Genomic DNA, 21,068 nt, shown 5'->3' with positions numbered 1-21,068 from the left:
ACAGGCGCCCGCCGTCAGGCGGCACAACTTCGCTTGTATCATCGTCCCATGCTAGCCAAGTTGATGAGTCTGTTCCTGTTGGGCCTGATCCGCGTGCTGACAGGCGCACAGGCACGCTGGCAGGGTTGCCCGCCCAAGGCCGAGCAGCGCATTTATTTTGCCAACCACCAAAGTCACGCCGACCTGGTGCTGATCTGGGCCGCGCTGCCCAGCGAGTTGCGTAGCATCACGCGGCCCATCGCGGCCAAGGACTACTGGACCAAAACACCGTTCAAGCAATGGCTCACCACGGCGGTGTTCAACGCGATTTACGTGGACCGCACCAAAACCACCGACCAGGACCCGCTGGAGCCACTGATCGATGCACTGGACAGCGGCGACTCCATCGTCCTGTTTCCCGAAGGCACACGCGGCAACCAGGAAGAACCACAAGCCTTCAAGTCGGGGCTGTACAACCTCGCGCAAAAATTCCCGCAAGTCGTGCTGGTGCCGGCCTGGATCAACAACGTGCAGCGTGTGATGCCCAAGGGTGAAGTGGTGCCCGTGCCTATCCTGTGTTCGGTCACCTTTGGCACGCCGCTGGCCCTGCAAGCCGGCGAAGACCGCAGCAGCTTCCTGGCCCGTGCCCGGCAAGCCGTCATCGCGCTGAAAGACAGCTGATGAACAGTTTTTTGCGTAATCTGAGCCCCACACACCAGGTCGGCCTGCTGTTTGTCATCGTCTTCGGTCTGCTGATCATCGCCGGCAGCGCAGCCCTGATCATGTCGCTGCGCGATGACGGCGAAGACGAGGTGCGCACACAGGACATCAAGGAACTCAGCAGCCTGCTCAACACCTCCTGGGCGATGTGCACCGTGTTCTGGCTGGGCTGGGCCTCCGGCGAAACCGTGGCGACCTTGCTGTTTGCGCTGGTGGCCTTTTTCGCCCTGCGTGAATTCATCACCCTGTCCCCCACACGCCACGGTGACCACCGCAGCCTGGTGCTGGCTTTTTTCGTGGTGTTGCCGGTGCAGTTCTGGCTGGTCATCACCAAACGTTTTGATCTGGTGACGGTGTTTATCCCGGTCTATGTTTTTCTGGCAATACCGGTTGTCAGCGCCCTGGCCAACGACCCGCAGCGTTTTCTGGAGCGCAACGCCAAGCTGCAATGGGGCATCATGGTGTGTGTCTATGGCATCAGTCATGTGCCAGCCCTGTTGCTGCTCAGCTTTCCCAATTACAGCGGGAAAAACGCCTTCCTGGTTTTTTTCCTGGTGTTTGTGGTGCAGACCGGCATGCTGGTGCAACACCTGGCCAACCGCAGATGGCCACGCGCGCCGATCGCCCCCCAGGTCAGCCGGAGTTTCAACTGGACCAGCTGGCTGATCGGTATTGCGACGGGTGCTTTTGTCGGCGGGCTGATGTCGGCCCTGACGCCGTTCAAGCCAGCGCAAGCCGTGGCCATGGCCTTGATCGCCTGTGTGGCCGGTTCGTTCGGCCACCTGGTGATGAAGGCGCTCAAACGCGACCGCGGCATCACCAACTGGGGCAGCGAAGGAAAATCGGTCACGGGTGCCAGCGGCCTGCTGGACCGCGTGGATGCCCTGTGTTTTGCCGCACCCGTGTTTTTCCACTCGGTTCGATGGTATTTTGGCTTATGAGCCTGTCTAGCACGATCAAGAAGGTGCGCCGCGTCGCGCCGACCCATGTGACACGCATGAAGACGCTGTCTTCATCAGCAAGGGCCGCGGAACCGGCTTTGCCGGGCCGCAGGCGCAGCGCCCCCTCGGGGGGCAGCGCATTACACGAAGTGACAAGCGTGGGGGCCTATGCGTATCCTGGGAATTGACCCTGGCCTGCAGATCACAGGCTTTGGCGTGATCGACGTCGACGGCCCGGCACTGACTTACGTGGCCAGCGGAACCATCAAAACCACCCAACTGGGTACCGGCAACCTGCCGGCGCGGCTCAAGGTCTTGTTTGAAGGTATTTGTGAAATCAGCGCCCGCTACAGCCCCGACTGCTCGGCCTGCGAAATTGTGTTTGTCAACGTCAACCCGCAAGCCACCTTGCTGTTGGGCCAGGCGCGCGGCGCCTGCCTCACGGCGCTGGTGTCCTGCCAGCTGGAGGTGGCGGAATACACGGCGCTGCAAATGAAAAAAGCCGTGGCTGGTTATGGCAAGGCCGGCAAGCCCGAGGTGCAGGAGATGGTCAAACGCCTGCTGAAACTGCCTACCCTGCCCGGCAAGGACGCCGCCGATGCGCTGGGCCTGGCCATCACCCATGCCCATGTAGGCGGCTCGGCGGCAATCTTGGCGCGTGCCGCGACGCTGCAGCGCACATCAACGACAGCGTTCAAGGACGGCCGCCACCACTGAACAGCCTCGTACTTAGGCCCTGGACAGGCCGGCGCCGAACACTTGCTCAAAAAGCTGTGACTACGTCTTGCGACATTGGTAGCAAAAATGTCGTGCTGGCCGCTGTTAAAAAGGTCCGCCACTCACCACAATGATCCGTCTGTGCATCCTCCAAGGAGTTCATCATGGTACGTGTCGCATTGGCTGTTCGGCTTGAGGCCAAGCCCGGCAAAGAAGCTGAAGTCGCCGCCTTCCTGGAAAATGCGCTGCCTCTGGCCAACCAGGAAGCCAGCACACCGGTCTGGTTTGCGCTGAAGTTCGGCCCCTCCTCTTTCGGGATTTTTGATGCCTTTGCCGACGACGCAGGGCGTCAGGCGCATCTGGGAGGCCAGATTGCTGCGGCCCTGATGGCCAAGGCGCCAGAGCTGCTGTCCCAGGCACCGGTCATCGAAGCGGTTGAAGTGCTTGCAATGAAACTGCCTGGCTGAGCCGATTGAACGCCGACCGGCACGGCCTCAGGCCAGGTTCTCCAGAATGAGGACGGCAAAAAACCCGAAAGCGGCGATCAAGGTCCACTTGAGGATGGTCAGGCCATACCGTTTGAAGCGGGTCTGCCCGGTTCCTGCATAAAACATGAAAGACACCACAGCACTGAGCAGCAAAAGAAGAATGGCCCAGCGGAATAAAAGCATTGTTGGTGTTCCTTGTATTCGTGCTTCAGGCATCAGGCCCGACACGCTTGCCAGCCGCGATATGGATCAATCCCGCCGCGCGGGCCCCTTGCCCTTCGCTCCGCGTATTACCAGGCCCGCGCCAGCGTCGCAAAACCTTGTGGCGCCTGTTTCTCGTCGTCAAACGTGACGATTTCATACGCATCAGGATGTGACAGCAACTCGCGCAGCAGCTTGTTGTTCAGCGCATGGCCGGAACGGAAGGCGCTGTAGGCGGCCAGCAGCGGTTTGCCCAGCAAATACAAGTCGCCCATGGCATCCAGGATTTTGTGTTTGACGAACTCGTCGTTGTAACGCAAGCCGTCGGTGTTGAGCACCTTGTAGTCATCCATCACGATGGCGTTGTCCAGACCGCCGCCAAGCGCCAGTCCATTGGCGCGCATCATTTCCACATCCTTGGTGAAACCGAAGGTGCGCGCACGGGCGATGTCGCGGCTGTAGGAGCCCGTGCCCTGGTCGAACTCGACACGCTGGCCGGTGGAGTCCACCGCCGGGTGGTCAAAGTCGATTTCAAACCCCAGCTTGTAGCCGTTGTAAGGCGACAGGCGCGCCCACTTTTCAGTCGGCCCCTGGCCTTCACGCACCTCGACGGGCTTCAGCACACGTACAAACTTTTTCGGGGCGTCCTGCAACTGGATACCGGCCGACTGCAGCAGAAAAACAAAGGAAGACGCGGAGCCATCGAGAATGGGCACCTCTTCGGCCGTGATGTCGATGATCAGGTTGTCAATGCCCAGGCCGGCGCAAGCCGACATCAGGTGTTCCACCGTGTGCACCTTGGCATGGCCGCTGGAAATGGTCGAGGCCAGGCGTGTATCGGTGACCGCCTGTGCAGAAATCGCGATGTCCACCGGCTGGGGCAAATCCACACGCCTGAAAACGATGCCGGTATCCGGCGGTGCCGGGCGCAAGGTCAGTTCCACGCGTTGGCCGCTGTGCAGGCCTACGCCGACGGCCTTGGTGATGGATTTGAGGGTTCTTTGTTGGAGCACAGCTAGATTTTACTTTCGTAAGCGTTGCTGTGCATGCCAGGATGTTTATCGCCGCGGTTGATATTGGCTATCTCCGGCGTTTCCTGCCCAAGAGGCAGACCGCACCGCGACGGGCCCACAGGCCGCCGCGGTGCGAAGGACTCGAATCAGTCCGCCTGTTTGCGCAGGAAGGCCGGGATTTCGAAATCGTCCATGCCGCCGGATGCCAGCGCGTCCACCTTAGCCGCCGCCTGGGTACGGTTGGTACGCCAGACGCTGGGCACCGACATGTTGCCGTAGTCGGGCTGGGCCGACCCCATGCCGCCACTCACCACATGGGTGCTGCCCACACTGCCACCACCGCCCACCGCCATGTTCAGCACCGGCATGTTGTCGGTGCCTGTGCGCAGAACCTGCAGCGGCGGTGCATGGCGGCGCACGCCCTGACGGCTCAGACCCGTGGCGACCACCGTGACGCGAATGTCTTCGCCCAGCTCGTCGTCGTAGGCCGTGCCGTAAATCACGTGGGCATCAGGCGATGCGTAGGCGCGTATGGTGTTCATCGCCAGCTTGGACTCATTGAGCTTGAGCGAACCCTTGGCCGCGCTGATCAGCACCAGCACGCCTTTGGCGCCCGACAGGTCAATGCCTTCCAGCAGCGGGCAGGCCACCGCCTGCTCGGCCGCGATACGCGCACGATCCGGACCGCTGGCCCGCGCCGTGCCCATCATGGCCTTGCCGGGTTCACCCATGACAGTGCGCACGTCTTCAAAGTCGACGTTCACATGGCCGGGCACATTGATGATTTCAGCGATGCCGCCGACCGCATTTTTCAGCACGTCGTTGGCATGGGCAAACGCTTCGTCCTGCGTGACGTCGTCACCCAGCACGTCGAGCAGCTTTTCGTTGAGCACCACAATCAGCGAGTCGACATTGGCTTCCAGCTCGGCCAGGCCCAGGTCGGCATTGGTCATGCGGCGGCCACCTTCGAACTCGAAAGGTTTGGTCACCACGCCCACCGTGAGAATGCCCATCTCCTTGGCGATACGCGCGATCACCGGTGCAGCGCCGGTACCGGTGCCGCCGCCCATGCCGGCGGTGATAAACAGCATGTGTGCGCCGGCGATGGCGGCACGGATGTCGTCCACCGCCATCTCGGCGGCGTCACGGCCTTTTTCCGGTTTGCTGCCCGCACCCAGACCGCTGCCACCGAGCTGGATCTGTTTGTGTGCGCTGCCGCGGCTCAGGGCCTGCGCATCGGTGTTGGCACAAATGAACTCAACGCCCTGGACGCTGCGCTCAATCATGTGCTCCACCGCATTGCCGCCGCCGCCACCCACGCCGATCACCTTGATTTGCGTGCCCTGGTTGAATTCTTCGATTTCAATCATTTCGATGCTCATGTGAGCCTCCTATCAATAAACTAATTGCAGTTGCCAAAATTGTTTTTAAAGTTCTTGGGAAATAGGCCTGTCATGCAGGGGGATCTGCGCCTCCCGTGTGCCGACAACGTGGGGCCCGACGGACAAAAGCTGGAAATCTTTTCATCAGAAGTTCCCCACAAAAAAGTCTTTGATCCGACCAAAAGCGTTGTGCACGCTGCCTGCTTTTTGCGCGACACGGTGCCCGCGCATACGCGCCAGCCTGGCCTCCTCGAGCAAACCCATGACGGTGGCCGCACGCGGCTGAGCCACCATGTCCGCCAACGCGCTTGAATAACGGGGAATACCGCGGCGCACCGGCTTGAGGAAGATGTCCTCGCCCAGCTCGACCATGCCCGGCATGACGGCGCTGCCGCCTGTGATCACGATGCCGGAGGACAAGACCTCTTCATAACCCGATTCGCGGATCACCTGCTGCACCAGCGAAAAAATCTCTTCAATGCGTGGCTCGATCACGCCGGCCAGCGCCTGCTTGGACAACATGCGCGGACCACGGTCGCCCAGACCGGGGACTTCGACCTGCGTATCCGGGTCGGCCAGCAACTGTTTCGCAAAACCGCTTTCAACCTTGATGTCTTCGGCATCCTTGGTCGGCGTGCGCAAGGCCATGGCGATATCGCTGGTGATCAGGTCGCCTGCAATCGGGATCACGGCCGTGTGGCGGATCGCGCCGCCGGTGAAAATCGCCACGTCGGTGGTGCCCGCACCAATGTCGACCAGCGCGACGCCCAGCTCCTGCTCGTCGCGGCTGAGGATGGACAGGCTGGACGCCAGTGGGTTGAGCATCAGCTGATCCACTTCCAGGCCGCAGCGCCGTACACACTTGATGATGTTTTCCGCCGCGCTTTGGGCGCCGGTCACGATGTGCACCTTGGCTTCCAGCCGGATGCCGCTCATGCCTATGGGCTCGCGCACGTCCTGGCCGTCGATCACAAACTCCTGCGGCTCGACCAGCAGCAGCCGCTGGTCGGTGGAAATATTGATGGCCTTGGCAGTCTCGATGACGCGGGCCACGTCGGCCTGCGTGACTTCCTTGTCCTTGACCGCCACCATGCCGCTGGAATTGATGCCGCGGATATGGCTGCCGGTGATACCGGTGTAGACGCGGGCGATCTTGCAGTCGGCCATCAGTTCGGCTTCCTTGAGCGCCTGCTGGATGCTTTGCACCGTCGCATCGATGTTGACCACCACGCCGCGCTTGAGGCCATTGCTGTACGCAATGCCCAGACCGGCCAGCTTGAGTTCGCCGCCAGGCAAGACCTCGGCCACCACCGCCATGACCTTGCTGGTCCCGATGTCCAACCCCACCACCAGATCTTTGTATTCTTTGGCCATATCTTTACCTTTTTGCTTGTCTGTTTTCTTTGTCACCCAGCGCTGTGGTGGTGACACCGCGCAGCTTGATGGCATAACCGTTGCCGTAGCGCAAATCTGCTGACTCCAGATTCCGGCCGAATTTGCTGGACACCTGCGTCAAGGTCGCGACAAAACGCTCGGCACGGTTTTGAATCTCGTCGAAGGAACCGTGGCCCAGTTCAAGGGTCGCGCCGTCGTCGAGCCAGGCGCGCCAGCTGCCGCGGCTGGTCAGCTCCAAGTGCTCCAGCCTGGCATCGATTTTTTCAAACACCGGGGCCAGCCGGCGGTAACCCGCCAGCACCTGGCCGGCCTGACCGGCGGGGCCGCTCAGCAGCGGCAAATCGTCGGACTCGACGTCACCCTGGTTGGCCTCAAACACCTCGCCGTAACTGTTGACCATGTGGGCATCCCCCTCCTGGCCCCAGTAGGCGATGGCCTGGTGCTCCTGCAAGACCACCCGCAGACGGTTAGGGAACTCGCGCTGCACCACGGCCTTGCGCACCCAGGGCACGGCCTCGAAGGCCGATTGCGCCTTGGCCAGATCCAGGGTGAAAAAATTTCCGCTCAGCTTGGGCACCACATTGGCACGCAAGGTGACCGCATTGTTGTGATTCACGTCGCCGCGCACCTTGATGGTCGCCAGCCCGAACAGCTTGTGCTGCATCAGCCACGATGCCAGCAACACCGCCGCCATGCCCGCAAACGCCAGCCCGAGCAGCAGGGCTGCCGCATTCATCAGCTTGACGTCCATGGGCATGGCCTGGTTCACGCAGCGCCTTCCGGTGTGGGGGTGTTGTCCAGGCTGGCCGTGCGCAGCACGTCCAGGCAAAGGTCTTCATAAGGGATGCCAACGGCACGCGCCGACATGGGCACCAGCGAATGGCTGGTCATGCCGGGCGAGGTATTGATTTCCAGCAGGTAAGGCCGGCGGGTCTTCGCGTCGATCATCACGTCCAGGCGGCCCCAGCCGCGGCAACCCAGCACACGGTAAGCCTGAAGCACCATGGCCTGAATCGCGGCCTCCTCGCCGGCCGGCAGGCCGCAAGGCACCAGGTATTGCGTGGTATCGGTGAAGTATTTGTTCTGATAGTCGTAGTTGCCCTCGGGCGCCACGATACGAATCACCGGCAGGGCCCGTGCGTTGTCGCCCGTGCCCAGCACCGGGCAAGTCACCTCGTCGCCGCTGATGAACTGCTCACACAACACATCGGCATCCAGTTGCGCGGCCTGGTCCACCGCATCGGTCATGCCGGAATAACCCTCCACCTTCACCACACCGATGGAGGAACCTTCACGCGCAGGCTTGACGATCAGCGGCAGCCCCAGTTCGTCGGGCACCGCGATGACCTGTTGGCGATCAAAAGCGCCGCGGCGCAGCAGGATGTATTTCGGGGTCGCCAGGCCATCGGCCAACCAGATACGTTTGGTCGTGACCTTGTCAATCGAAATGCTGGAAGCCATCACGCCGGAACCGGTGTAGGGAATACCCATCAGTTCCAGCGCACCCTGGATCGTGCCGTCTTCGCCAAAACGACCGTGCAGGGCAATGAAGCAGCGCTCAAATTTTTCGCGCTCGAGGTCGCCAATGTCGCGCTCGGCGGGGTCAAACGCATGGGCGTCCACACCACGCGCGCGCAGCGCCTGCAGCACACCCTGGCCCGACATCAAGGAGATCTCGCGCTCGGCCGAGCGGCCGCCCATCAGTACGGCGACTTTGCCAAATTCGGAATTCATCTGGCTCACAGCCCGTTCCCCTCTTTCATTGAATGTTCTTGTTTCTGTACCAGCTCAAGCACCTTGCCGGGCACCCCGCCCATGGTGCCCGCGCCCATACACATCACCACGTCGCCATCCAGCGCGTTATCAACAATCGCCTGCGGCATGGCCTCGATGTCGCCGACAAACACCGGCTCCACCTTGCCAGCCACACGCAGCGCACGGGTCAACGAACGGCCGTCGGCCGCCACAATCGGCGCTTCACCGGCGGCGTAAACCTCGGACAGCAACACGCTGTCGGCCTGGCCGATGACCTTGACGAAGTCCTCGAAACAATCCCGCGTGCGGGTGTAACGATGCGGCTGAAAGGCCAGCACCAGGCGCCGGCCCGGAAAAGCGCCGCGCGCCGCCGCCAGGGTGGCGGCCATCTCCACCGGGTGATGGCCATAGTCATCAATCACCGTGAAGCTGCCGCCTGCAGGTGCGGCGACATCGCCGTAATGCTGGAAACGCCGGCCCACGCCCTTGAATTCAGCCAGCGCTTTCAGCACGGCGGCGTCGGGCACATTCAGTTCCACGGCCACCGCAATCGCCGACAAGGCATTGAGCACGTTGTGCAGGCCGGGCAGGTTCAGCACCACCGCCAGATCGGGCAAGGTCACACCGTTGCGCCGCTGCACCGTGAAATGCATCTGCCCACCCACCGCCTTCACGTCGATCGCGCGGACCTGCGCCTCTTCGTTAAAACCGTAACTGGTGATGGGGCAGGACATTTGCGGCACGATGTCGCGCACCGCGGCGTCGTCCGTGCACAAAATCGCCGTGCCGTAAAACGGCATGCGGTGCAGGAAATCAATAAACGCCGCCTTGAGCCGGTTGAAGTCGTGGCCGTAGGTCTCCATGTGGTCGGCGTCGATGTTGGTGACCACCGCCATCACCGGCAACAGGTTGAGGAAGGAGGCGTCCGACTCGTCGGCCTCGACCACGATGTAATCGCCCGAACCCAGCTTGGCATTGGCGCCGGCGCTGTTCAGCCGACCACCGATCACAAAAGTCGGGTCCAGTCCGCCTTCGGCCAACACACTGGCGACCAGGCTGGTGGTGGTGGTTTTACCGTGGGTGCCGGCAATCGCGATGCCCTGTTTCAGACGCATCAATTCGGCCAGCATCAACGCACGCGGTACCACTGGAATGCGTTTTTCGCGGGCCGCCAGCACCTCCGGGTTGTCAGCCTGCACGGCGGTTGAGGTGACCACCGCATCCACGCTGGCCAGGTTGGCGGCCGCATGGCCGACAAAGGTCTGGATGCCCAGACCGGCCAGACGTTGCAAGGTCGCGCTGTCGGACAAATCGGAGCCGGAGATCACGTAGCCCAGGTTGTGCAACACCTCGGCAATGCCGGACATGCCGGAGCCGCCCAGGCCGATGAAGTGAATATGTTTGATCGCGTGTTTCATGTCGCGAGCTCCTCGCAAGCATCCACCACCTCGGCGGTGGCGTTAATTTTTTGCATATTTTTGGCCTCTAGCGCCCGCTGCATCAGCGCAGGTCGCTCTGTTTTTTGTAGCATTTCTGCCAGGAAGGCCGGTGTCAAGTCCGCTTGCTGGACCAGCCAGCCACCGCCGGCCGCCACCAGGAAGGTCGCATTGCTGGTCTGGTGGTCGTCCACCGCGGCCGGAAAAGGCACAAACAGCGCGGCGGCGCCGACAGCGGCGATTTCCGTCACGGTGCTGGCACCGGCGCGGCAAATCACCAGGTCGGCCTCGGCAAAAGCCTGGGCGGTGTCGTCAATAAAAGGGGTGAGTTCAGCCGCCACCCCAGCGGCGCGGTAGTTCTCGCGCAACTCATCGATCTGCCGGGCACCGCTTTGATGAGTAACACTGGGGCGCTGCGCCTGCGGAATCAGGGCCAGCGCCTGCGGCACGATGCGGTTCAAGGCCTGAGCCCCCAAGCTGCCGCCCACCACCAGCAACTTCAAAGGCCCACTGCGGCCGGCAAAACGGACGGCGGGATCGGGCTGCTGTGTGAAGGCCGGGCGCAGGGGGTTGCCTATCCACTGTGCATTTTTCAGCACGTTGGGAAAGGCCGTGAAGACCCGGTCAGCGACGCCGGCCAGCACCCTGTTGACCATGCCGGCCACCGAATTCTGTTCATGCAAGACCAGCGGTTTGCCCAGCAACACACTCATCATGCCGGCCGGGAAGGCAATGTAGCCACCCAGGCCCACCACCACATCGGGCTTGACGCGGCGCACCACCCCAATGCTCTGCCAGAAGGCCTTGAGCAGGCGCAACGGCAGCAGTGCCAAGGTCAGAGGGCCCTTGCCGCGCACGCCCGAGAAATCAATGCTCTCAAATGCAAATCCACGCGGCGGCACCAACTGGCTTTCCATGCTGGGACGATCCGCTGTGCCCGTACCACCCAGCCAATGCACACGCCAGCCGCGCTCGCGCAGGGCTTCGGCCACGGCCAGGCCCGGGAAGATGTGGCCACCGGTACCGCCGGCCATGATGAGCGCACATTTGCTCATGATCGCCCACCCCTCATCAGCAAACGATTCTCATAGTCAATTCTCAACACCACCGCCAGTGAAATCAGGTTCATCAAAATCGCCGAGCCGCCATAACTCATGAGCGGCAGTGTCAAACCTTTGGTCGGCAAGGCGCCCAGGTTCACACCCATGTTGATAAAGGTCTGGAACCCAATCCAGATGCCCACGCCCTGCGCGACCAGGCCGGCAAACAAACGGTCCAGCGCAATCGACTGACGGCCGATATGCATGATGCGGCGCGTCATCCAGACAAACGCGCCCATCACACACAAAACACCCAGCAGGCCAAACTCTTCGCCAATCACGGCCATCAGGAAGTCGGTATGGGCTTCCGGCAACCAATGCAGCTTTTCAATGCTGCCGCCCAGGCCCACACCAAAAATTTCGCCGCGCCCGAAAGCGATCAGCGAATGCGACAACTGGTAGCCCTTGCCCATCGAGTATTTGTCGCTCCAGGGATCCAGGTAGGCAAAAATCCGTTCGCGCCGCCAGTCGCTGAGCATCACCATCAGTGCAAATGCAATCACCACCACCGTGGCAATGACGAAGAACATGCGGGCATTGACCCCGCCCAGGAAAAGAATGCCCATCGCGATCACCGAAATGACCATGAAGGCGCCCATGTCGGGCTCGGCCAGCAGCAAGAGGCCAACGACACCAATGGCCACCGCCATCGGCATGACGGCGCGAAAGAAGCGCTCCTTGACTTCCATCTTGCGCACCATGTAGTCCGCGGCATACAGCAACACGGCAAACTTGGCCAGCTCCGAGGGCTGGAAGTTCATGAAGCCCAGGGAAATCCAGCGGCGTGCGCCGTTGACACCTTTGCCGATGAAGGGAATCAGCACCAGCATCAGCATCAACAAGGAGGCAACAAACAGCCAGGGCGCCACTTTTTCCCAGGTCGCAATCGGCACCTGGAAAGTCAGCAGGGCAACGGCAAAGGCCACGCCCAAAGACAAGGCATGACGCACCAGGAAATGCGTGTGGGCATACCGCGCGAACTTGGGGTTGTCAGGCATGGCCACCGACGCGGAATACACCATGACCAGGCCCCACACCAGCAGGGCCACTGTGACCCATATCAGCGCCTGGTCAACCCCCGACAAGCGCACCGGCGTTGAGGGCGAGCGCGACGCGCCCTGCCCGCCCAGCCGCACCGGCAGTTTGTCGGCGGCCGCGCCGCCCAGGCCGGAAAACCAGCCGGCCAAACGCCCGGTCAGGGTGCTCATGCCATGCCTCCCGCGTCAAGCACCAGGGCGTCGACCGCCTGGCAAAACACCTGGGCCCGGTGTTCGTAGTTGTCAAACATGTCAAAACTGGCACAGGCCGGCGACATCAGCACAGCATCGCCGGTTTGCGCATGGTGGGCAGCGATCTCGACGGCGGCCTCCATGGAACCGGCGTCCAGCAGGGGAACACCGGTCGTGTCGAGCGCGGCACGAATGGCAGGTCCGTCACGCCCGATCAGGATGACCGCCCGTGCATGCAGGCGCACCGGCTCGGCCAACGGAGAAAAGTCCTGTCCCTTGCCGTCACCGCCGGCAATCAAGACCAGCTTGCGTTCGGCGCCCAGGCCGACCAGCGCGGCCACCGTGGCGCCCACATTGGTGCCTTTGCTGTCGTCGAAATATTCGACATCGCGGATCACCGCGACAGAGGCCACACGATGCGGCTCGCCGGTGTATTCGCGCAAACCATGCAGCATGGCGGCCATGCTGCAGCCTGCGGCGCCGGCCAAGGCCAGTGCGGCCAGTGCGTTGGAGGCATTGTGGCGACCGTGGATGCGCAAGGCATCCACTGGCATCAGACGCTGCACATGCAGCTCAATTTCTTCGCCCTTGCGGCGCTTGATGGTTTCATCAGCCTCGGCCGCACGCACCAGCCAGGCCATGCCGTTGACGGTCTCAATGCCATAGTCGCCGGGGCGCTGCGGGGCATCGCTGCCGAAAGTCATGTAGGGGCGTCCCTTGGGCTGCTTGCCTCGAACCAGCGGCAGCGGCGCCGGCACGGCAGTCATCACCAGCGGATCGTCGCGGTTGAGCAGCATGAGGCCATGGCCGTACACCCTGGCCTTCGCGGCGGCATAAGTGGCCAGGCTGCCATGCCAATCCAGATGGTCTTGTGTCACATTCAGCACCGTGGCCACGGTCGGCTCGAAGTTGCCGACGCCGTCGAGCTGAAAGCTCGATAACTCCAGCACCCAGACCTCCGGCAAAGCGTGAAACACGGGCGCAGCTGGCGGTGCCGGCGGCAGGACAAGGACGGCTTCGTCGTCAGCAGGCGCTACCGGTTCGCTCGACGCGTCTGCAGCGAGTTCAGCTGTCGAATCGTCACGTTCGTGAACCGGGTCTTGCGCATTGACAGAGGGAATGTCCGAATCTTCGTCCAGAGACTGTTCGGCCAGTGGCAACGGCGCTGGCTCAGCGTCAAAAACAGTTTCCGGCTCCGGTTCCTGGTCCAGCTTTTCGGCCAGTGTGTCCAGCAATGTCGGGCCAATGTTTCCGGCCACGGCCACCGACTTGCCGGCGCGCTGCACCAGTTGCCCAGTCAGCGAAGTGACCGTTGTCTTGCCGTTGGTGCCGGTGATACCTATCACCTGGGGTGCGTAGCCACGTGTTTCCTTCAGGTCCGCCAAGGCCTGCGCAAACAGACTGAGTTCATTTCCACAAGGCAGTCCCTGTGCTTGCGCCGCTTCCATCACCGGCGCCACAGACGCTGGTGTCAGGCCAGGGCTCTTGAGCACCATGCGGATGTCGCTGCCCAGCACCAGCTCGGCCACCATCTCACTGTGAACAAACTGCGCGGAGGGCACCGTGTCGCTCAGGGCCTGCAGTTGCGGCGGCGCGGCGCGTGTATCGACCACCGTCACCTGCGCGCCGCAACGGGCGCACCAGCGCGCCAGCGCAAGGCCGGACAAGCCCAGCCCCAAAATCAGAACATGTTGTTGCGCCAGGTGTTTCATCTCAGCTTGAGGGTTGACAGGCCGATCAGGCACAGCAGCATGGTGATGATCCAGAAACGTACCACCACTTGGGTTTCCTTCCAGCCACTTTTTTCAAAATGATGGTGCAAGGGTGCCATCTTGAAAAGGCGTCGGCCTTCGCCGTAACGGGCGCGGGTATATTTGAAATACAGCACCTGCATCATCACCGAGAGGGCTTCCACAACAAAAATGCCACCCATGATGGCCAGCACAATTTCCTGACGGACGATGACCGCGATTGTGCCCAGCGCAGCACCCAGGGCCAGGGCTCCCACGTCGCCCATAAACACCTGCGCGGGATGGGTGTTGAACCACAAAAAGGCAAGACCGGCGCCGGCCATGGCCGAGCAGAAAATCAGCAGCTCACCCGAACCTGGAATATGCGGGAAAAACAGGTACTTGGAATAAACGGCGCTGCCGGTCACGTAGGCAAACACACCCAGCGCCGAGCCCACCATCACCACCGGCATGATGGCCAGCCCGTCCAAGCCGTCGGTCAGGTTCACGGCGTTGCTGGAACCGACGATCACCAGATAGGTCATCAGCACAAAACCGAACACACCCAGCGGATAACTGACTTCTTTGAAGAAAGGCAGTTGCAAACCAGCCTTGGGCGGCAGGTTCACATCAAAGCCCGATTGCACCCAGCTGAAAAACAGCTCCAGTACCCGCATATTCGAGCTCTCCGAAATGCTGAACACCAGGTACAAAGCGGCCAGCAAACCAATAACCGACTGCCACAGGTATTTTTCCCGAGAGCGCATGCCTTCGGGGTCTTTGTGCACCACCTTGCGCCAGTCGTCGGCCCAGCCGATGGCGCCAAAACCCAGCGTGACAATCAGCACAATCCAGACAAAACGGTTGCTCAGGTCAAACCACAACAGGGTCGAGATGCCGATGGCCATAAGAATCAGCACACCGCCCATGGTGGGTGTGCCGCTTTTGCTCAAATGGGTTTGCATCGCGTATTCGCGTATGGGTTGACCGATCTTGAGATGGATCAAGCGACGGATGACAAACGGTCCCGCCAGCAAACCGATCAGCAAGGCGGTCAACGCCGCCATGACAGCCCGAAACGTCAGGTACTGAAACACCCGGAGATAGCCAAATTCCGGCGATATGGTTTGCAGCCATTGGGCCAGACTAAGCAGCATTTTTTTCCTCCTGATTTTTTTGCTGTGCGCGTTCGGTGATCGCCTGGACCACACGCTCCATCTTCATAAAACGTGAGCCCTTGACCAGCACGCTGGCCACGTCCGGCAGGGCCGCATTGACCGCAGCCTGCAAGGCGGCCAGATCGTCGCCGAAGTGTTGTCCGCGGCCAAAAGCCTGCGCTGTACCGGCCGACTGCGCCCCCAGAGTGAACAGCTGCTCAATGCCGCGTTCGCGGGCATAAACGCCGGCCTCGGCGTGGAAAGCCGGCCCCTGATCGCCCACCTCGCCCATGTCACCCAGCACCAGCAGGCGTGGTCCGGGCAGTTCAGCCAACACCTCAATGGCGGCATGCACGGAATCCGGGTTGGCGTTGTAGCTGTCGTCGATCAACGTGATCGCCTTGCCGTTGATATGAAGTTGCAAGGCCCGCGAACGGCCTTTGACCGGGGAAAAAGATGACAAACCCGCAGCAATCGCAGCCAGTGGCACACCGGCGGCCAGGGCGCAAGCTGTCGCGGCCAAGGCATTTTTGACGTTGTGGCGACCGGCGATCTGCAAGGAGAAATCCAACGCACCACCGGGTGTGTTGGCCTTCACCTGCCATGCACCGCCTGTCCAATGGAAAGTCGCCGTCACATCGGCCGCACCTTCTTCCGCAAAAGTCAACACGCGGCGTGAGCCCGCCAAAGCTTTCCAGATCGGCGTGTACAACTCATCGGCCGGAAAAACTGCCACGCCCGACGCAGGCAAAGCCTCAATCACGGCGCCGTTTTCGTGGGCCACCGCTTCCACGGTGGCCATGAACTCCAGGTGTTCACGCTGTGCATTGTTGACCAGAGCCACCGTGGCCTGGGTCAGTCCGGCCAGATAAGCGATCTCACCGGGGTGGTTCATGCCCAGCTCGACCACGCCGACCTGGTGACTTGCGCGCAAACGCAACAGGGTCAAAGGCACGCCGATGTCGTTGTTGAGATTGCCTTCGGTCGCAAAAGCGGCGTCTTGCTTCCACGCACGCAGGATGGCGGCGATCATTTGTGTCACCGTGGTCTTGCCGTTGCTGCCTGTGACAGCGATCAGCGGCAAGCTGAATTGCGAACGCCAGCCGGCGGCCAACTGGCCCAGCGCCAAGCGGGAATCCGCCACCAGCAAGCCAGGCATCTCGGCCGACAGGCCTTGCTGCGCCAAAGCTGCGACTGCGCCCTGACTTTGCGCCTGGGCCAGGAAATCATGCGCGTCATAACGCTCGCCCTTGAGCGCCACAAACAAGTCGCCAGGCAGCAAGCTGCGGGTGTCGGTGTGGACACGCTTGAACTGCAGCGTGCCGTCGCCGACCAACTGGGCCGAAGGCAGCCAGCGCAGGGCTTGTTGCAAGCTCATCATGCCGCAGCTCCCTGATTCAACGCGGCTTCGGCCTGCGCCCTGTCGGAGAACGGCCGCTTGACACCCGCGATCTCCTGATAATTTTCATGGCCCTTGCCGGCGATCAGGATCACGTCACCTGCCTGCGCCTGGCCGATGGCATATGCAATTGCCACAGCGCGGTCCGCCTGCACGTGAACACCCGCCGGGTGACTGAAACCGGCCACGATCTGGCTGATGATGAAGTCCGGATTTTCGCTGCGTGGATTGTCACTGGTCACCACCACGTGGTCCGCGTGTTTCTCCGCGACGGCGGCCATCAAAGGTCGTTTGCCTGCATCGCGTTCACCGCCACAACCAAAAATACACCACAGTTTGCCGGCTTGGCCGAGCAGCGGCTTAAGCGCGTCCAGCGTTTTGTCGAGCGCATCGGGCGTGTGGGCATAGTCGACCACCAACAGGGGCCGGCCCGGCACTGACATCACGTCCATGCGCCCAGGCACCGGCAGCAAGTTGGCGCAAGCTTCGACCACCGCCTGCAAAGGCAGGCCGAGGGCGCGCAAGGCCGCCATCACGCCCAGCAAATTGGACACGTTGTACTGACCAACCAGACCGGTCGTGATGCGCTGACGCTGATCGCCTTCCACCACATCAAAACTCAGGGCGCCCAGGCCGTGATGAATGGCCTGGGCCTGCAAACGTGCGGGCCCGGCACAGGACACGGTCCAGACATCGAGCCCCGAATCACGCAGCGACAGGGCCAGCTCAGCCCCTTTGGCGTCATCGATATTAAGCACGGCGGCCTTCAAGCCTGACCAGCCAAACAACCTGGCTTTGGCTTCCCAGTAGGCCTGCATGGTGAGGTGGTAGTCGAGGTGATCCTGCGTGAGGTTGGTAAAAATGGCCACCCGTATGTCGGTGGCGTCCAGGCGGTGTTCCGCAATCCCAATCGAAGAAGCTTCCAGCGCACAGGCGGCGAAACCGTCATCCACCCAGCGCCTGAGCTGCTGCTGCAACAAGACCGGATCGGGGGTTGTCAGGCCGTTGAAGACCATGGCCTCCGGCTGACCGACACCCAGGGTACCCACCACACCACAAAGCCGGTCCAACTTGCCCAGCGCCTGGGCCAGCCACCAGGCCGTCGAGGTTTTGCCATTGGTGCCGGTCACCGCCAGCACGTCCAGTTGTTGGCTGGGATGCTCAAAATAAGCGGCGGCAATTGCCGCCGCGTCCATTTTCAGGCCTGGGTAGGTGGCCACCCGGCTGTCGGTAAAACCGTAAGTTTCGGCTCCGTCCTGCTCCACCAGGCAAGCCTGCGCGCCGGCAGCCAGCACGCCGGCCACATACTTGCGTCCATCGGTGGCCGCACCCGGCCAGGCAATAAAGCCGTCACCGGCGCCAACTTGGCGGCTGTCGGTCCACAGGCTGCCTGTGACGCGTTGGCGCAACCAGTGCGCGGCCTGCTCGGGGGTATGCAGCCGCTCCATCAGAACGACTCCTCGACCGGGTTGGTGACGATTTGCGGCTTGACACTCATGTCGGGCTGCACGCCCATCATGCGCAAGGTCTGCTGCACCACTTCGCTGAAGACAGGCGCAGCCGCAAGGCCGCCGTAATATTTGCCGTCGCTGGGTTCGTCAATCATCACGGCCACGATGATGCGCGGTTTCTCGATAGGCGCCATGCCGGTGAACCAGGCGCGGTATTTGTTGCTGGCATAACCTTTGCCCACCTGCTTGTGTGCGGTTCCCGACTTGCCGCCGACCGAATAACCAATGGTCTGTGCGAGCTGACCGGTACCGCCCGGGGCGGCTGCCATCTGCAGCATTTTGCGCACCGCGTGCGCGTTCTCGGCGGAAAACACCTTGATGCCGACAGCAGGCTCGCTGCTCTTGAGCATGGTGGCCGGAATGATCTGACCATCGTGTGCGAAAGACGTGTAGGAATGCGCCATCTGGAACAGCGAGGCCGACAGCCCGTAGCCGTAAGCCATGGTGGCCTGCTCAACGGGACGCCAGTTTTTCCAGGGACGCAACCGGCCCGTCACCGCACCGGGAAACTGGATCTGCGGCTTCTGGCCGTAACCCAGCGCGGTGTAGGTGTCCCACATTTCGTGCGGGCTCATCTTCTGCGCGATTTTGAGCGCACCTACGTTGCTTGACTTCTGGATCACACCTTCCACCGTCAGGGTGCCGTAGTTGTGGGTGTCGCTGATGGTGAAGCCGCCTATGCTGAACCGGCCGGGTCCGGTTTCGATCAGGGTTTGCGGCTTGATGCGGCCGGCTTCCAGCGCCATCGCCACCGTGATCGGTTTCATGGTCGAGCCGGGCTCGAAGGTATCGGTCAACGCGCGGTTGCGCAACTGCTCACCGGTCAAGTTCTGCCGCTTGTTGGGCACGTAACTCGGATAATTGGCCAGCGCCAGCACCTCGCCGGTGATCGAGTCGAGCACCACCACGCTGCCGGCTTTGGCCTTGCGCTCAATCACCGCGTCACGCAGCTTCTGGTAGGCAAAAAACTGCACCTTGCTGTCCAGGCTGAGCTGGATGTCCTTGCCGTCCTGCGGCGGGACCTGCTCACCGACGTCTTCCACCACGCGGCCCAACCGGTCCTTGATCACCCGACGCGAGCCCGGCTTGCCGCCCAGGTCCTTGTCGAAGGCCAGCTCTATGCCCTCTTGACCATGGTCTTCCACGTTGGTGAAGCCCACCACATGGGCCGCCGTCTCGCCCTCGGGGTACTGGCGTTTGTATTCCTTGCGCTGGTAAATGCCCTTGATGCCCAGGGCGTGGATTTTTTGCGCGATGGGTTCGTCAACCTGACGCTTGATCCAGACAAAGGTCTTGTCCTCGTCGGCCAGCTTTTTATTCAGATCGGCAGGCGCCATCTCCAGCAACTTGGCCAGTTCGGCGAGTTGCGCCTTGGTCGCATCCACATCCTCCGGGATGGCCCAGATGCTAGGCGCCGGCACGCTGGAGGCCAACAGTATTCCGTTGCGGTCCAGGATGCGGCCACGGTTGGCCGGCAGCTCCAGGGTGCGGGCAAAACGCACCTGGCCCTGTCGCTGGAAAAAGTCATTGCCAAACACCTGGACGTAGGCGGCACGGCCAGCCAAACCGGCAAAGGCCAGCGCAATGCCGGCCACGATCAACTTGCTGCGCCAAACGGGTGTTTTGCTGGCCAGCAGCGGGCTGGAGGAGTAAAGAACGCTTTTACTCACGCGCGCCCTCCGTCCCTGCTTCGTTTTTGTAATTCACGTATTGCGTGATGGCCGGCGTGGCCGTGCGCATCTGCAGGCGCTCTTTGGAAATTTTCTCCACCCGCAGCGGCGTGGCCTGGGCACGCTTTTCGACTTGCAGGCGATCCTTGTCCGATTCGAGCTTGCGGCTCAGCGCCGCCGTTTTTTCCAGTTCGACGTACAGACGGCGCGACTCGTACTGGGTACGCACCAGATACAACGCACTGAACAGCACGGCGATGAGGAGCACCAGGTTCAGTCGAGTCACGGGGAGGCCCCCGGATAACGCTGCGTCACCACCTGAACCGGCACCTCGGTCCGCTCGGCGACCCGCATGACGGCACTGCGCGAACGCGGATTGGCAGCCACTTCTTCGGCGCTTGGCTTGACACGCTCCAGTGCCTTGAGGCGCATGGGCTTGGGCGCTGCAAACGGCGCGCGACGGTCATACACCTCGCGCGAATGTTCGGCAATGAACTGCTTGACGATGCGGTCTTCCAGGGAATGGAAACTGATCACCACCAAACGCCCTCCCGGTTGCAGTACTTTGAGTGACGCCTCTAAGGCCTGCTGCAGCTCTTCAAGCTCAGCGTTGATGAAAATCCGAAAAGCCTGAAAGGTGCGCGTTGCAGGGTCCTTGCCCGGCTCGCGGGTTTTGACCGCGCCAGCCACGACTTCGGCCAACTCAGCCGTGGTTCTGAAAGCGCCCCCCTCTTGCCTACGACGATCAATCGCCTTTGCAATCTGCCCAGCAAACCGTTCTTCGCCATAGTCACGAATGACCTCCGTGATGGTGTCGACCTCGGCATCGGCCAGCCACTCGGCCACACTCTGGCCACGCGTGGTGTCCATGCGCATGTCCAGCGGACCGTCGCCACGAAAGGAAAAACCACGCGCCGGGTTGTCGATCTGCGGCGAGCTGATGCCCAGATCCATCAGGATGCCGGTCGCACTGGCTGCCGGCAACTCGCCCAACTGGCTGAAGCCTTCGTGGCGAATCACAAAGCGGGGGTCGGCCAGGGTGTTGGCCTCGGCAATGGCTTCGAGGTCCTTGTCGAAGGCCGTGAGACGGCCCTGGGCAGACAGATGGGAAAGAATCAGGCGGGAGTGCCCGCCACGCCCAAAGGTCGCGTCGATGTAGTGTCCGTCCGGCTTGATGTGAAGCGCTTCGATGGCTTCGTTCAACAAGACGGTGCGATGTGTCCATGTATCTTGCACCGTCGTCTT

The 21,068-nt window shown here is 61.8% G+C and carries 20 protein-coding genes; 4 read left to right on the top strand and 16 right to left on the bottom strand.

All coding sequences use genetic code 11. From position 1 onward, the window contains the following. The first annotated feature begins 48 nt into the window (after nt 1–48). The 4 genes from ACHMXK_RS04990 to ACHMXK_RS04975 all read left to right on the top strand — a co-directional run bounded on the left by ACHMXK_RS04990 (nt 49) and on the right by ACHMXK_RS04975 (nt 2,824). Nucleotides 49–660, top strand: coding sequence for a lysophospholipid acyltransferase family protein (locus ACHMXK_RS04990; protein WP_397438215.1), 612 nt, complete (start codon nt 49–51; stop codon nt 658–660). After that, a complete protein-coding gene (locus tag ACHMXK_RS04985) occupies nt 660–1,640 on the top strand; it encodes a phosphatidate cytidylyltransferase (RefSeq protein ID WP_397438213.1) in 981 nt (326 codons plus the stop codon). Before ACHMXK_RS04990 ends, ACHMXK_RS04985 begins: the two co-directional genes overlap by 1 nt. A gap of 168 nt (nt 1,641–1,808) precedes the next feature. After that, the gene (ruvC, locus tag ACHMXK_RS04980; protein WP_397438212.1) at nt 1,809–2,357 is read left to right on the top strand and encodes a crossover junction endodeoxyribonuclease RuvC; all 549 of its coding nucleotides are present in this window, start codon (nt 1,809–1,811) and stop codon (nt 2,355–2,357) included. 164 nt (nt 2,358–2,521) lie between these two features. Then, the gene (locus ACHMXK_RS04975) at nt 2,522–2,824 is read left to right on the top strand and encodes a putative quinol monooxygenase (RefSeq protein ID WP_397438210.1); all 303 of its coding nucleotides are present in this window, start codon (nt 2,522–2,524) and stop codon (nt 2,822–2,824) included. A 27-nt stretch (nt 2,825–2,851) separates the two neighbouring features. Here the strand turns inward: ACHMXK_RS04975 and ACHMXK_RS04970 are convergent, their stop codons facing one another. The 16 genes from ACHMXK_RS04970 to rsmH form a co-directional block, all read right to left on the bottom strand. Then, a complete protein-coding gene (locus ACHMXK_RS04970; protein ID WP_397438208.1) occupies nt 2,852–3,028 on the bottom strand; it encodes a hypothetical protein in 177 nt (58 codons plus the stop codon). A 107-nt stretch (nt 3,029–3,135) separates the two neighbouring features. Next, entirely contained in the window at nt 3,136–4,059 is a 924-nt protein-coding gene (gene lpxC, locus ACHMXK_RS04965) for a UDP-3-O-acyl-N-acetylglucosamine deacetylase (RefSeq protein WP_397438206.1), read from the bottom strand. A 146-nt stretch (nt 4,060–4,205) separates the two neighbouring features. Continuing rightward, nucleotides 4,206–5,441 carry a cell division protein FtsZ gene (gene ftsZ, locus ACHMXK_RS04960; RefSeq protein ID WP_397438204.1) on the bottom strand — a complete coding sequence of 412 codons (1,236 nt, stop codon included), beginning with the start codon at nt 5,439–5,441 and terminating at the stop codon, nt 4,206–4,208. A 144-nt stretch (nt 5,442–5,585) separates the two neighbouring features. Further along, a complete protein-coding gene (ftsA, locus tag ACHMXK_RS04955) occupies nt 5,586–6,815 on the bottom strand; it encodes a cell division protein FtsA (RefSeq protein ID WP_397438202.1) in 1,230 nt (409 codons plus the stop codon). Nucleotides 6,816–6,819: 4 nt separating this feature from the next. Beyond that, nucleotides 6,820–7,605, bottom strand: a complete 786-nt coding sequence (locus ACHMXK_RS04950; protein WP_397438200.1) for a cell division protein FtsQ/DivIB — start codon at nt 7,603–7,605, stop codon at nt 6,820–6,822. Continuing rightward, complete coding sequence (locus ACHMXK_RS04945) at nt 7,602–8,570, bottom strand: D-alanine--D-alanine ligase (RefSeq protein WP_397438198.1); 969 nt, start codon at nt 8,568–8,570, stop codon at nt 7,602–7,604. The genes ACHMXK_RS04950 and ACHMXK_RS04945 overlap by 4 nt, the downstream gene beginning before the upstream one ends. A 5-nt stretch (nt 8,571–8,575) precedes the next feature. Continuing rightward, a complete protein-coding gene (gene murC / locus ACHMXK_RS04940) occupies nt 8,576–10,009 on the bottom strand; it encodes a UDP-N-acetylmuramate--L-alanine ligase (protein WP_397438196.1) in 1,434 nt (477 codons plus the stop codon). Further along, complete coding sequence (murG, locus tag ACHMXK_RS04935; protein WP_397438194.1) at nt 10,006–11,082, bottom strand: undecaprenyldiphospho-muramoylpentapeptide beta-N-acetylglucosaminyltransferase; 1,077 nt, start codon at nt 11,080–11,082, stop codon at nt 10,006–10,008. Before murG ends, murC begins: the two co-directional genes overlap by 4 nt. Then, nucleotides 11,079–12,335, bottom strand: a complete 1,257-nt coding sequence (ftsW, locus tag ACHMXK_RS04930) for a putative lipid II flippase FtsW (RefSeq protein ID WP_397438192.1) — start codon at nt 12,333–12,335, stop codon at nt 11,079–11,081. Before ftsW ends, murG begins: the two co-directional genes overlap by 4 nt. Then, the gene (murD, locus tag ACHMXK_RS04925) at nt 12,332–14,068 is read right to left on the bottom strand and encodes a UDP-N-acetylmuramoyl-L-alanine--D-glutamate ligase (RefSeq protein WP_397438190.1); all 1,737 of its coding nucleotides are present in this window, start codon (nt 14,066–14,068) and stop codon (nt 12,332–12,334) included. The genes ftsW and murD overlap by 4 nt, the downstream gene beginning before the upstream one ends. Further along, nucleotides 14,065–15,243 (bottom strand): phospho-N-acetylmuramoyl-pentapeptide-transferase, encoded by a 1,179-nt coding sequence (gene mraY, locus ACHMXK_RS04920; protein ID WP_397438188.1) that lies wholly within the window; start codon nt 15,241–15,243, stop codon nt 14,065–14,067. The genes murD and mraY overlap by 4 nt, the downstream gene beginning before the upstream one ends. Continuing rightward, nucleotides 15,233–16,624, bottom strand: a complete 1,392-nt coding sequence (gene murF, locus ACHMXK_RS04915; protein WP_397438186.1) for a UDP-N-acetylmuramoyl-tripeptide--D-alanyl-D-alanine ligase — start codon at nt 16,622–16,624, stop codon at nt 15,233–15,235. The genes mraY and murF overlap by 11 nt, the downstream gene beginning before the upstream one ends. Beyond that, nucleotides 16,621–18,090 (bottom strand): UDP-N-acetylmuramoyl-L-alanyl-D-glutamate--2,6-diaminopimelate ligase, encoded by a 1,470-nt coding sequence (locus ACHMXK_RS04910; RefSeq protein WP_397438184.1) that lies wholly within the window; start codon nt 18,088–18,090, stop codon nt 16,621–16,623. The genes murF and ACHMXK_RS04910 overlap by 4 nt, the downstream gene beginning before the upstream one ends. Further along, the gene (locus ACHMXK_RS04905) at nt 18,090–19,823 is read right to left on the bottom strand and encodes a peptidoglycan D,D-transpeptidase FtsI family protein (RefSeq protein ID WP_397438182.1); all 1,734 of its coding nucleotides are present in this window, start codon (nt 19,821–19,823) and stop codon (nt 18,090–18,092) included. Before ACHMXK_RS04905 ends, ACHMXK_RS04910 begins: the two co-directional genes overlap by 1 nt. Beyond that, complete coding sequence (ftsL, locus tag ACHMXK_RS04900; protein ID WP_397438180.1) at nt 19,816–20,109, bottom strand: cell division protein FtsL; 294 nt, start codon at nt 20,107–20,109, stop codon at nt 19,816–19,818. The genes ACHMXK_RS04905 and ftsL overlap by 8 nt, the downstream gene beginning before the upstream one ends. Next, entirely contained in the window at nt 20,106–21,059 is a 954-nt protein-coding gene (rsmH, locus tag ACHMXK_RS04895; RefSeq protein ID WP_397438179.1) for a 16S rRNA (cytosine(1402)-N(4))-methyltransferase RsmH, read from the bottom strand. The genes ftsL and rsmH overlap by 4 nt, the downstream gene beginning before the upstream one ends. Between the last annotated feature and the right edge of the window lie 9 nt (nt 21,060–21,068).

It is taken from the genome of Polaromonas sp. UC242_47, assembly GCF_044452385.1.
Lineage (GTDB): Bacteria > Pseudomonadota > Gammaproteobacteria > Burkholderiales > Burkholderiaceae_C > Polaromonas.
The sequence above is the reverse complement of the archived record's forward strand: the minus strand, read 5'-3'. Positions and strand labels throughout refer to the sequence as shown.